Here is a 12,285-nt window from a genome sequence, read left to right as displayed (position 1 = left end):
GTATCGAGCAGCATCAGCGCCTGTTCGCGATTACTGCTTCTGCGGGCTTTGATTGCTTCAGTAATTTGCATGTTAATTCGTTTTCAGGGTACCTGGTTTTATTTCGGCCAGTGCATCGGCAAGCCGGTTTGTTTCTTCTTCAGTGGGTGGCAGCTTAACAATGGCGTCGAGCGCTTTCTGTCTTGAGGAAACGTCTGTCATTTCATTTTTCACGACGGTCAACAGCACATCGAAGCGCTTTTGCACGCCGGGACGCAGATAACCGTCGAGGCTCAGTCGCACCAGTTCTCGATCATTATCATACAACAGCACATCTTCCAGCGCCGGAACTATCTGAGTATACTGTTCGGCTGCATTGGCGAGCACGCCGGCGCAGGTAATGCGGAAGGGCGAACCTGGTTCGGTCAGTTCAGCACAAAACACTTCTACCAGTTCTGGATGGCGGGCCACCGACAATGCTTTTACCTGGTTGAACAACAGCTCGCGCAAGGATTCATTACGCTCGTTGCGGAAAAGTTGTAATACCGTGTCGAGCAGCTTTTCAATATTCATTTTACCGGTCAGCAGCTCCAATATCTTTTTACGCTGGCTGGTATTGGGCAGGCCTTTCATGCTTTGCAAGAGTTGCTGACTGATCGCTTCATCACGACCAGCATAAGGCGCCAGCATACCGGTCAACTGTTCAAATTCTTCATTGCTGAATACGCCGGGATTACCGGCAAAGGTGGCGGCCACTTCGGCCCTGATTGGCTGCAAACGCATAACAGGTTTTAACAGTTCCAACAGGGTACTGCGAACTCCTTCCGAGTTGTCTGCCGAAAGGCGGGTGGCCATTGCCTGTAGTTGTTCATTGCTGAGTTCGGGCATTTCCTGCTGTAATTGCAGGGCTTTACTGCGAATGCCGGCAGCTGCGTCGTTAGCAGCGGAGTGGTATAATTGGGTGATGATGGCTTCGTTCCACGGCTTGATGCGGGTGATGGCTTTCAGTGCTTCCTCCCGCGCCTGTTCATCATTGTCTGTACGCAGCACGGCAATCAGCAACGGACTATAGCTGGCATCGAGCAGGCGGGCACCGGCCAGTTTATTCAAAATACGGAAGCGAATACTGCGGTCTGTTTTCACCTCAAGGTACGGCTGCAGCGCACTCACCAGCTCAGGGCCCCATGAAGGACATTTTTCTGCGAGCTGCACGGCCTGCAGTTGAAGGATGTTGGGCGCGTTACTATTCTTTGCCAACACTTCCTGGGCTGTTTCCGGTGAAATAGCGGGCAGGCTGTTGAGGGTTTGTTGTACGGTCATGCGTTCCGGCTCGCTGAGACTGTCCTGTGCCGAGAGTTCAATAAAGAAACCGGCCAGCCGGGGATCCTGGTGCACACTTTCCTGCAGGCGTTGCAACAGGCGGTTGCGCACGTCCCGGTCCTGCTCCTGTTTGTATACGTCCAGCAGGGCGTTAAACAGGGCCGTTGTATCGCTGAAACGGGAAGTATTCAGCGAAGAAAGAAAGCCGAGGAGGCGGTCACGGGTTTCTTTGTCTTTTGTGAGGGGTAAAACTTCCAGCAAGGCGGTAGTAACTTCCGGCACATGCAGGTTCTGAGCCGCCAGTTGAATGATCTGTGCTTTGATCACCTGTTCTGAATGGGGGCTACCCAGCACTTTTCTGATAAGCCCGGGCAAGGCATTGTTTTCCATTTTTTGTTTTTAGGATTATGATTATCAGGCAATGGAAATGGCTTCAATCCTATCCAGGGCCACGATACAACGTTTGCCACCATCTATACGGAGTTCAACCGAATAATTGTTTAGATCGGCAACAATGCCGCTGATAAGATGATTGGTGAGAAAAATATTTACGGGTACCTGTTCTAGCCTGCTATTGTTCAGCAGGTCAAAAAAGAAAGATTGGTGCATAAGGAATATGTATTGTACACTTTCAGGTGTTAAATATAATATTTTTCATTGCTCTGTGCCAGCTTCCTGTTATCGGAGTTTGATTTTACCTACTTCCCTTAAATATCTGAAACGATTAAGCGATGTCAGTGGCACAGGAAAGACTGTTGTTCTAAAAAATAATTTGGAATGGTTATAAACTAGTAGCATATTTGTAGTGTCATATTATACTATGACACTAGTGAACATGCTGGAAATTAAGAACCTAAGCTTCGGGTATCATTGTAAGTCATTGATACTGAAAGACATTACCCTCTCCTTAGAGGATGGCCATATTTATGGTTTGTTGGGCAAGAATGGTGCTGGCAAATCTACCTTGCTGAAAAATATGGTAGGCCTGGCAGTTCCTGTACAGGGTGCCTGTATGTTTAATGGAAACAATGTTGCCGGGCGGCCAGTGCCGGTGCTGGAGGATATTTTTTTTATTGCGGAAGAATTATTTGTTCCCTCTCTTACCCCGGCCCGGTTTGTTGCCAATACGGCAAGCTTTTATCCCAAATTCAACCAGGATGATTTTTATCAATATTTAAAAGTGCTGGATGTTGATGTGAATGCTGTAATGAATAAACAATCTTACGGCCAGCAGAAAAAAGCAATGATTGCTTTTGGATTGGCTGCCAACACAGATCTGCTGGTAATGGATGAGCCTACCAATGGCCTCGATATTCCATCAAAAATGCAGTTCCGAAAACTAATTGCTTCTGTGCAAACAGAAAGCCGCTGCATCATCATATCCACCCACCAGGTAAGGGATCTGGACAGTTTAATAGACACGCTGCTGGTATTGCACAACAGCGAGATCATTGTTAACAAATCAGTGGATCAGGTAGTTGAAAAGCTGCATTTCGGAATGTATACAAACACGGAGGGCCTGCCAGTTTTGTATGAAGAAGAAAGCCTCCGGGGTAAGCACGCCATCCTGCAAAATACAAATGGTGAATTCAGCAAACCTGATATTGAATTGCTCTTCAATGCTATCATCGGCAACCATCCATTACTTTTAGAAATATTAAACGCGTAGCAAAATGAACAAAACTTTCAACGCAAAACGGTTTGGCAGGTTGTTCATTAAACATTCTACCGAACATTATAAGAGCTACGGCTTATCATTGTTTGCCCTGATCGGGGTAATGTTGCTGGGCGGCGGCTTTCTGGTCTATCTGGTAAGGGCTCGTTTGAACATAAACGATCAGTGGGTCCTGTTCACGATGATCCTTTTATTGGCAGGTACCATATTCACCAGTGTCATATTTGCCGATCTGGGGGATAAGAAAAAGGCCATTCCCTGGCTATTGTTACCCGCTTCGCACTTTGAAAAATTTCTGGTTGCCTGGATCTACTCATTTGTAGTGTTCATAATTATTTATACTCTGAGCTTTTACCTGGTAGCCCTGTTTGTATTGAACATTGAACCTTTGGAGGGCAGTTCACCGGAGATGTTTAACATTTTCAGCAATCAGGCATTACAAATATATATGGTGTACGCATTTCTGCACGGTGTTGCCATTTACGGCGCCATATATTTTGAAAAACTACATTTTATAAAAACTGCTTTTGTCTTTTTTATCTCGCTGGGCATTTTGATCCTGATGAATAAAATGATGTTGGACACCATGCTGGGCAGGAATGTTGAAGCGGCTCCTCCATTTGGTAGTCTCAGGTTTACCGAAAAAGGACAGGTGAATGAGATTATGCTTTCAATCAATCAAAATGGTATCAGTATTGATTACCTGGTAGCGGTGTTAGCTGTCTTTTTTTGGGTGGCGGCTTATTTCAGGCTTAAAGAAAAGCAGGTTTAATTAAAGTTTATAAATGAAATTCAGAGATAACGAAGCTATATACCTGCAAATTGCGGCTTATGTGGGGCAGAACATCCTCCTGGGCAAATGGCCGGCTGAACAGAAGATCCCTTCTGTACGTGATCTTGCCATTGAACTGGAGGTAAACCTGAATACAGTAATGCGCTCCTATGAGTTTCTTGAAAGCCTGGGCGCAATCTATAATAAGCGGGGAATTGGATTTTTTGTTTCACCAGATGGCCACGAAAAAGTGAAGGCATTCAGGAAAGAAAAATTTATCCAGCAAGACCTGCATGATTTTTTTAACAACGTATACCTGCTTGATATTTCCCCCGAAGAAATTTTGAAATGGTACCAGCAATTTAAAAAGGCTAATTACGAACCAAAACCCGGCAAAAAAAATGAAAACAAGTAATAAAATCATTCTCGCAGCCGTGCTTATTACCCTGGTGTGCCTGGTGGGATATGATCTTTTATTGAAAGCCGAATATATGTCGGGCGATTATAAAATTCCATATAAAAGTTATGTCAACCTTCCGTGGAAAGACTTTGATATTGTAGAAGTGAACTCCTCCACAGCGGTAAATGTACAATTTGTACAAGGCCCGTTCAGTGTAAAGATCGACGGATATGCACTGGAATATACCACTATCCGGCAGCAGGGAAAAACGCTGCAGATCACGGCTGGTTTTGAAAATAAACATTTATGGGATCCACAACCTTACCTGATACTGATCTCCTGCCCGATGCTTACAAAGGTATATGCAAACGCTACTTATTATGTCAATAAGCATCCCATTACCGATACTATTGAAAAGGAAGGCTGGAATATGCGTAAGGTTTTAATTGATGGCTTTAAGCAGGATTCGTTGAGTATAGAACAGGATTACGGCAGCACAGTAAAACTTGAAAATAATAATATCCGCTCCATTCACGCCGCTATTGGAAAAAGTAACGGCAGCGGTTCACATATAATTCTTGAGAAAAGTAATCAGTTTGACAATGCCAGTCTTGAAATAGGTCACAGAAGCAATTTAGAATTGGGAAATTGCCTTATCCACCATCTTGACTACCATCTTTCAGACAGCGCCAAATTGATCATAAGCGGCAGCGCACACGAGTTATTAAATAATTTAAACCATTTCCGCCAATGAAACTTTCCATCAACGCACTCTCAAAAACTTATGCCAATGGTGTTCATGCCCTTAAAGACGTTTCGCTTACATTAAGCAATGGCATGTTTGGCCTGCTTGGGCCTAATGGCGCTGGCAAATCTTCGCTGATGCGAACCATTGCCACCCTGCAGGAAGCCGACCAGGGCAGTATTTTCTTAGATGATTTAAACGTTTTGAAAAATAAAACTGAGGTCCGGCAATTGCTCGGTTACCTGCCGCAGGAATTTGGCGTTTACCCAAAGGTATCGGCAGAACGGATGCTGGACCATATTGCTCAATTGAAAGGCATTGAAAATACAGGAGAAAGAAAGGAACTGGTGGGAAGTTTGCTGGAGAATGTCAATCTTTCAAAAGACAGGAAAAAGCATTTGGGCACTTATTCAGGCGGAATGAAACAACGCTTCGGTATTGCACAGGCGCTGATAGGCTCGCCCAAACTAATTATTGTAGATGAACCAACGGCGGGGTTGGACCCTGCAGAAAGAAACCGCTTTTATAACCTGCTTAGCCAGCTGGGCGAAAACACCATAGTCATTCTTTCAACGCACATTGTAGAAGACGTCAGTACTTTATGCTCCAGCTTCGCTATTATCTGCCAGGGCGAAGTATTGTACGCCGGCGAACCTGACAATGCAGTGAATGCAATGGAAGGGAAAATATTTTCCAAAGCGATCGACAAAGATAAATTGCCACATTATCAAAGCCAGTTCAAAGTTATATCCACTCAGTTAAAAACAGGCAAGCTGCACATCCGTGTTTTGCAGGATACCGAACCGGGCAATGGATTTGTAACTGCCACTCCCACCCTGGAAGATGTTTATTTCAGCAATATATCCACCCGCGTAGATGTAAACACCATTTAACTCTGCATAAATTTTAGCATATGTTCCGGAAAATAATTTTGTTCGAGATCCAAAACCGGGTCCGCCGGCCAGTCATTTACCTGTACTTTGCTGCTGCACTCATATTTACCATTGGAAGTTTTGCCACCGGCTCTTTACCGGTGGGAGAAAAAGAACATATTAATTCGCCTTACCTCATTGCGATGTGGTGCGCAGGTATTACCATGATCATGATGTTGGTGAGTTCTTCCATTATGGGAGACGCCCTGTACCGCGATATTGAATACAATACCAAAGATTATTACCTTACTTACCCCATTACTAAAGCCGGCTATTTCTGGGGAAGGTTTACAGGTTCTTTTATCTGTATGCTTTTTATCGCCAGCGCTATTATTATTGGCATTTATATTGGCACCCAACTTGGACCAGCCATGGGTTGGAAAGATGTAAAAGAATACGGGCCGAACAGGCTATCCTTTTATTTGTACCCGTTCTTTACCATTGCACTCCCCAACCTGTTTTTTACCTCATCATTATTTTTCGGATTGATTGCCGTTACCCGCAATGTAAAAGTGATTTACAGTGGCGGTATCCTGTTGTTCCTGGGTTATTTTCTTTCTTCTTTTTTTCTTCGCAATACTAATAATGCTACCGTTATCAACCTTGCCGATCCATTCGGATTAAACGGCGTTCGCTTTGCATCAAATGCAGCCGGCTACATGCAGAAAAATTCAAGTGTATTGCCCGTGACCGGAGTTTTTTTAGAGAACCGCATCATATGGGCCGGCTTAGGGTTACTGGTACTTTTGTATACGTATTTCCGTTTTAGCTTCGAAAAATTTTTTAGCGGTAAAAGAGATAAGGCAGCTATAGACGATGTAGTTTCCAAAACAAAACGTGCTGTTTTCCGCAACGCATCAATTAATTTCAGCGGATCGTATAACCGCAACACGCTCTTTACACTTACAAAACTGGAACTGACCAATATTTTCAGGGATAATTATTTTTGGATCATCCTTTCCAGCGGAATGGTTTTCCTGGGGTTTGTTTTCTGGATGGGCAATGGAGAATTTGGCGTACCCGATTTGCCACGCACGGTCATGTTGTTTGAAATTTTCAACGATGTTTTTCCATTCTTCATTTTCTTCATCATTATATTTTATACCGGGGAAACACTGCACCGCGACCGGGTAACACGCTATTCTTTTATCAATGATTCATTGCCGCCGCCAAACCGGATATTAAACGGCTCTAAACTGATTGCCTTGCTTATTCTGGGGGCCAGCCTTGCCCTGATCCCTGTTATAGTAGGCCTGATCATACAAACAGTAAAAGGGTTTCACCAGTATAATTTCCCGGCTTATTGCACTTTCATATTTATTGTTATTCTGCCGCGTCTGCTTGAAATGGTACTGTTTTCTTACATGGTGCATGTAGTGATCAACAATAAATTTGCTGCACATGCGGTAGGCATTGTTTTTTGGGTAGTCGTATTTTTCCTTCGCATTTCCGGTACTTTCGATTATAATTTATTATTGTATTCTCATACACCGTCCTATCGCATTTCAGATATGGATGGCCTTGGTCATATGACTGCTGCGGTCAATTGGTTTAATTGTTACTGGTTATTGTTTGGCGGGTTATTAATAATTGTTTCGGCATTATTCTATTATCGGGGCATCAGTTCTTCCTTTAAAGAAAGACTGCAACTGCTGGCTGAAAGATTTGATAGAAGAACCAAATTATTTACCGGTGTATTACTCCTGGCTTTTCTGTCGGTAGGGGCGTACAATTATTATAACGTAAGTTACCTGAATAATTACCTGACGAAATCCGAACGCGATCACAGGGCAATTACTTTCGAGAAAGCTTTAAAAAAATACCAGGATCTTCCTTTGCCAAAAGTAACCCGCATGCAGTTGCATACGGATCTTTATCCTGATAAGCAGCAGGCATTTGTACATGCGGTACTGCACGTAGTGAATAAAAACGCTGCGCCCATTGAAAAGTTATTACTGGATGCCGAAGGACTGACTGCATATACTGTTAAACAAAATGGAATACCTGTGCCTTACAGTTCGCCATTATTGTACTCACGTGGATTTTTCAATTTTTTCAGGCCTGCAACAGATACGGCTGATTTTCGTCTTTACCAGTTGCAAAAACCACTGGCGCCGGGCGATTCAACAGAGTTGGAGATCACATCATCTACCGTGTTCGCTGGTTTCAGCAATGACCTGTATGCCGGCAATTTGTTACGCAATGGTACATTTTTTAATTTTGGTTTACCAGGTTTAGGGTATGACGATGATGACGAACTAAACAGCCCGTATGAGCGCAAAAAAGCGGGTCTGCCGCCAAAAGAAGAAGAAGAAATTGCACAGGATGATCCTAAAGGTATCAACACACTGAAAGCCGGTAAAGAATCAGATCTGTTACAATTAGAGATGACCATTAGTACCGTTGCCGATCAAACTGTAATTGCACCCGGCGAACTGCAAAAGCAATGGCAACAAAACGGTCGCAACTACTTTTATTATACCCACACCTGTCCCGGACTTTATCCACCGGTAGGGATCCTGTCAGCAAAATTCGCTTCGTTGAAAGACTCGGTTCTGTTGGATCATAACATAAACATTAGTATCAATTATTACCCCGGGCACAATGCAAACATTAAACGGTTTATAGCAGCTTATAAAGACGGGTTACGTTATTTCAGTACAGCTTACGGTCCTTACCCGTTTAAAGACATCCGGCTGGCAGAAACAGCTTCTTACGGCCCGCGGGATGCTTCTATGACCAGCTTTGAAACCTATGCCGAAAGCCATTGCTGGAATGCAGATTTTACTGATCCCAATCAATTTGATTATTGTTATTTCAATACTACTATCGGACTGGCGCAGCAGTGGTGGCGTTTTTGTGTTGCACCCAACGCAACTGTAGGTTCACTGGTAATACCTGAAGGACTTGCCAGGTACAGTGCATTGGTGATGGCAGAAAAAAAATATGGCAAAGCCAATATAAAACGTATCCTGCAGGATCAGTTATGGCTTTATTTATGGATCAGGCGGCGCGACAACCACGAGCACCCCCTCATAAGGGCCAACATCTGGTATGAATGGAGTGGTAAAGCCAGTGTAGCCTTATATGGTTTAAGGGATTTGATTGGTGAAGACAGTATGAATGCAGCTTTACGCGAATTTAAAAATGCCTATGCTTTTAAAAGTCAGCCACCCTTTGCCGGTACCAATGACCTGTACAGGTACCTGCAAAAACATGTGCCGGATTCTCTGCAATATTTCTTAACAGATATCTGGCAAAAAATCACCTTGTATGATAATAAAATAACCAGCCTTAGCGCGGTGCCTGCAGGTAATAAGGATGAATATAAAGTAACGCTTTCCGTTGAGGCAAAAAAGGTTTGGGAAGACGATAAACACAATGAAATTATTGCCAATAATATGAGTGACTATATAGATATCGGCATATTTGGCGCCAGTACAACCAACAAAGAAGGCAGATCGGAAACCAATCCTTTGTACCTGCATAAATACAAGCTAACCGCAGGGCAGCATACCATTACCGTTGTTGTTAAAGGAAAACCTGTCAGGGCAGGGATCGATCCTTATGCAAAACTAATAGACCGTCAACCGAATGACAATATCAAAGAGTTCTAATCCACAACAAATGAAAAAGCGGAGAAAGCATCCTGATATGTCAATCGTGGCTACCTGGCAGTCATGGCATCGTTTTTATAGCGTTTAGTTTAAAGGCCGTAATAAAGCGAGCGATAAATTAGATTTGAATGGCATTTCCTTCAAGTTATATCAACCAAATAGAGGTGAGCACCGAAGAGACCACCATCTTTCTGCAAAGGTTAGGAAGTGGGCCGGGGTTGCTGCTGCTGCATGGGTTTCCACAAACCCATTTAATGTGGCGGGAAGTTGCACAGGCATTGTCAAACGATTTCACGGTCATTTGTGCCGATTTACGGGGGTATGGTCAAAGTGGTTGTCCTCTTTCTGATAAAGACCATTCACCTTATTCAAAACGGGCCATGGCCAGGGATATGGTGCAGGTGATGGAGCAATTGGGATTTACTGAGTTCATGGTGGCTGGTCACGATAGGGGAGGCCGGGTGGCTTATCGGCTGTCACTGGATCATCCAAAGCAGGTGAAAGCACTGGCCGTACTGGATATTTTACCCGTTGCTGAAGTATGGAACCGGGCCGACAGGCATATTATCGATTTTTGGCCCTGGTCGCTTTTGTCGCAAGCGGCGCCTTTTCCCGAACGGCTTATTTCAGGTGCGCCGGATGCGATTATTGATAATGCGTTTTCTGACTGGGGAACTGATGGCGCTTTTTTTTCCCGGGAAGTAAGGGCTGCGTATATACAACAATTATATGATCCCTTACATGTGCACGCTATATGCGAAGAATTCAGAGCAGCGGCTACCATCGATTATCTACATGATAAGGAAGATCAAAAACAAGGCAACCGTATTCAGTGTCCTGTTTTGGCTTTATGGAGCGCCGGCGGTCCTTTAGATACCTGGTATGCCGAAGCTGGCGGGCCGCTGAATATTTGGCGGAATTGGGCGCACCATGTGCAAGGTTTGGCGCTGCATGGCGGCCATTTTTTTCCTGAAGCGGATCCGGAAGGAACTGTCCGGGCCTTGCGTCAGTTTTTTAAAAGCGGCGGCTAAATGTTTTTAGGATCACTGAGCGCCTGGTGAGCCGGATCTGATAAGCGAATGGATGCCTCTCCGCTTTTTCTGAATGCGCCCGGAGAAACTCCAAAGATCTTGCTGAACAAGCGATTGAAATATTTGTCATCTTCATACCCCAAAGCATAAGCTACCTCTTTTACTGATAAATCGGAATGGTATAATAGTCTTTGTGCTTCCCGCATCAATTCCTGTTGAATGAAATAAGAGTTTGTCATGAACCACGGCATTCTCAACAGTGTCATCACCAAGCCGCAGCCTGATCTCATTCCACAATCGCTCATCAGACCAGTGTTCGGGGCCATCACTCAGCGCGCACTGCAAATAGTATCTGCTCCTTTGTGGTCCACGCGGCAACTGGCAAACACACCCGTGATCGCTGATGCCCATGATCGGATGACCCCTGAGAGGCGTTTCAACAAGCGCTGCCAGCCAGGCATAGCCAAACTCATGGCTGTATTTAGTGAGAATGCCTGCGGGGATCGACGCTCTGCTAATGCCGCGATCACCATCACACCCGACAATGTAGTGGCAATTAATTGTATGGAAACCCTTCGCGTCGGAATAGGTAACCTGTGGCTGTTCGTTTTCCTCGTTTCGAATAGTTACATTGGTTACTTCAAAACGCACCTCACCACCTTTGACATCAATTAGTTCTTTCAATAAGTTGTTGACAAGTATTTGTTGGGTGCAGAACCGCCCGTCACTGCCTTCTTCTCCTATCACTGTAAAAGTACGGCTAATTCCATTTAAGCGATAGTCGATCGTTTGGGCTACCAGGCCTGAAAGAAGCTGTTCAGCCAGCCCCCATCGTTCAAACATTTGCACAGCCCGCGCTTCAACAACACCGGCGCGTTGCCGCATTTGAACATAAGCTCTATCGCGTCTTTCCAAAACAATACAAGGAATACCAGACTTATTTAAAAACGTCGCTAATGTTAAACCCGACACACCGGCTCCAATAATGACAACTGTGGTCTTTTCAATGTTTTGATCTGTTTGCATATTTTTTTCTGATTGGATCATTTTACAATGCTGTTGTTAAAATACTTCAACAAAGATCGCTTGCCGCAAGGTGGGATCAGGTTAACGATTTACGGTAATAAGTGGACTATTCACGTATTTATAAATTCTTAAGGAGGCTCGCTGCCTTTTGGCTACAACAATTGGTTATTTGGTTATTTTTTTAACAGCATCGCCGCGGAACTTTGTATCGAAAAAATAATAAATTATGAACATCGTACTTACAGGTTCTATCGGAAACATTGGAAAGCCACTTACCCGGGCGTTGATACAAAACGGTCATAACGTAACAGTCATCAGTAGTACTGACGAACGAAAGTCGGCCATTGAAGCGCTTGGTGCTCAGGCAGCTATTGGAACCATGCTGGATCCTTTTTTTCTGACCAGGACTTTTCAAGGTGCAGATATCGTGTATCTCATGGAAACAATGGATGCCGCCGGCGGTGATCTGTCAGACAAAGAAGTTGATTTCATTGGTATCATAACCAAAATAGGCCATAACTATAAGCAGGCTGTCGAACAGTCGGGCGTGAAAAAAGTAGTACATCTCAGCAGCGTTGGTGCACACATGGATAAAGGTAATGGCTTTTTGATCTTTCATCATAATGTAGAAAATGTTTTGAAGCAGTTACCAGCCGACGTGCCATCAAAACTTTACGCCCGGTAGGTTTCTATACAAACATGTTCTCCTTCATTCAAACGATCAAAAACAAGGGCGCTATCATCTCTAACTATGGCGGTGATCAGAAACAACCATGGGTTTCCCCTTT

General features: G+C 44.2%; 12 protein-coding genes. 8 read left to right on the top strand and 4 right to left on the bottom strand.

Translation table 11 applies throughout. The features are described 5' to 3' along the window. Positions 1-72: 72 nt before the first annotated feature. Both ACJ751_RS23710 and ACJ751_RS23705 read right to left on the bottom strand, forming a co-directional pair. Complete coding sequence (locus tag ACJ751_RS23710; RefSeq protein WP_407748019.1) at positions 73-1,689, bottom strand: hypothetical protein; 1,617 nt, start codon at positions 1,687-1,689, stop codon at positions 73-75. Between the two features lie 24 nt (positions 1,690-1,713). Then, complete coding sequence (locus tag ACJ751_RS23705; protein WP_407748018.1) at positions 1,714-1,908, bottom strand: hypothetical protein; 195 nt, start codon at positions 1,906-1,908, stop codon at positions 1,714-1,716. A 211-nt stretch (positions 1,909-2,119) separates the two neighbouring features. On the opposite strand from ACJ751_RS23705, the gene ACJ751_RS23700 reads away from it, so the two are divergent. The 7 genes from ACJ751_RS23700 (at position 2,120) to ACJ751_RS23670 (ending at position 10,471) form a co-directional block, all read left to right on the top strand. Next, positions 2,120-2,968 carry an ATP-binding cassette domain-containing protein gene (locus ACJ751_RS23700; protein ID WP_407748017.1) on the top strand — a complete coding sequence of 283 codons (849 nt, stop codon included), beginning with the start codon at positions 2,120-2,122 and terminating at the stop codon, positions 2,966-2,968. Positions 2,969-2,972: 4 nt separating this feature from the next. Next, a complete protein-coding gene (locus tag ACJ751_RS23695; protein WP_407748016.1) occupies positions 2,973-3,746 on the top strand; it encodes a hypothetical protein in 774 nt (257 codons plus the stop codon). Positions 3,747-3,759: 13 nt separating this feature from the next. Then, on the top strand, positions 3,760-4,161 hold the full coding sequence (locus tag ACJ751_RS23690) for a GntR family transcriptional regulator (RefSeq protein WP_407748015.1): 402 nt from the start codon (positions 3,760-3,762) through the stop codon (positions 4,159-4,161). Beyond that, a complete protein-coding gene (locus ACJ751_RS23685; RefSeq protein WP_407748014.1) occupies positions 4,148-4,900 on the top strand; it encodes a hypothetical protein in 753 nt (250 codons plus the stop codon). The genes ACJ751_RS23690 and ACJ751_RS23685 overlap by 14 nt, the downstream gene beginning before the upstream one ends. Further along, on the top strand, positions 4,897-5,784 hold the full coding sequence (locus tag ACJ751_RS23680; protein WP_407748013.1) for an ABC transporter ATP-binding protein: 888 nt from the start codon (positions 4,897-4,899) through the stop codon (positions 5,782-5,784). The genes ACJ751_RS23685 and ACJ751_RS23680 overlap by 4 nt, the downstream gene beginning before the upstream one ends. 20 nt (positions 5,785-5,804) lie before the next feature. Beyond that, a complete protein-coding gene (locus tag ACJ751_RS23675) occupies positions 5,805-9,440 on the top strand; it encodes a hypothetical protein (RefSeq protein ID WP_407748012.1) in 3,636 nt (1,211 codons plus the stop codon). A 128-nt stretch (positions 9,441-9,568) separates the two neighbouring features. Beyond that, the gene (locus ACJ751_RS23670) at positions 9,569-10,471 is read left to right on the top strand and encodes an alpha/beta fold hydrolase (RefSeq protein ID WP_407748011.1); all 903 of its coding nucleotides are present in this window, start codon (positions 9,569-9,571) and stop codon (positions 10,469-10,471) included. On the opposite strand, the gene ACJ751_RS23665 is transcribed toward ACJ751_RS23670, so the two are convergent. Both ACJ751_RS23665 and ACJ751_RS23660 read right to left on the bottom strand, forming a co-directional pair. Next, a complete protein-coding gene (locus tag ACJ751_RS23665) occupies positions 10,468-10,677 on the bottom strand; it encodes a helix-turn-helix domain-containing protein (RefSeq protein WP_407748010.1) in 210 nt (69 codons plus the stop codon). The genes ACJ751_RS23670 and ACJ751_RS23665 overlap by 4 nt on opposite strands. Next, on the bottom strand, positions 10,604-11,518 hold the full coding sequence (locus ACJ751_RS23660) for an FAD-dependent monooxygenase (protein WP_407748009.1): 915 nt from the start codon (positions 11,516-11,518) through the stop codon (positions 10,604-10,606). Before ACJ751_RS23660 ends, ACJ751_RS23665 begins: the two co-directional genes overlap by 74 nt. Before the next feature lie 205 nt (positions 11,519-11,723). On the opposite strand from ACJ751_RS23660, the gene ACJ751_RS23655 reads away from it, so the two are divergent. Continuing rightward, positions 11,724-12,182 carry an SDR family oxidoreductase gene (locus ACJ751_RS23655; protein WP_407748008.1) on the top strand — a complete coding sequence of 153 codons (459 nt, stop codon included), beginning with the start codon at positions 11,724-11,726 and terminating at the stop codon, positions 12,180-12,182. The last annotated feature ends 103 nt before the right edge of the window (positions 12,183-12,285 follow it).

This window comes from Niastella sp., assembly GCF_045805085.1.
Taxonomy (GTDB): domain Bacteria; phylum Bacteroidota; class Bacteroidia; order Chitinophagales; family Chitinophagaceae; genus Niastella.
This window is presented reverse-complemented; position numbering and strand designations above follow the sequence as displayed.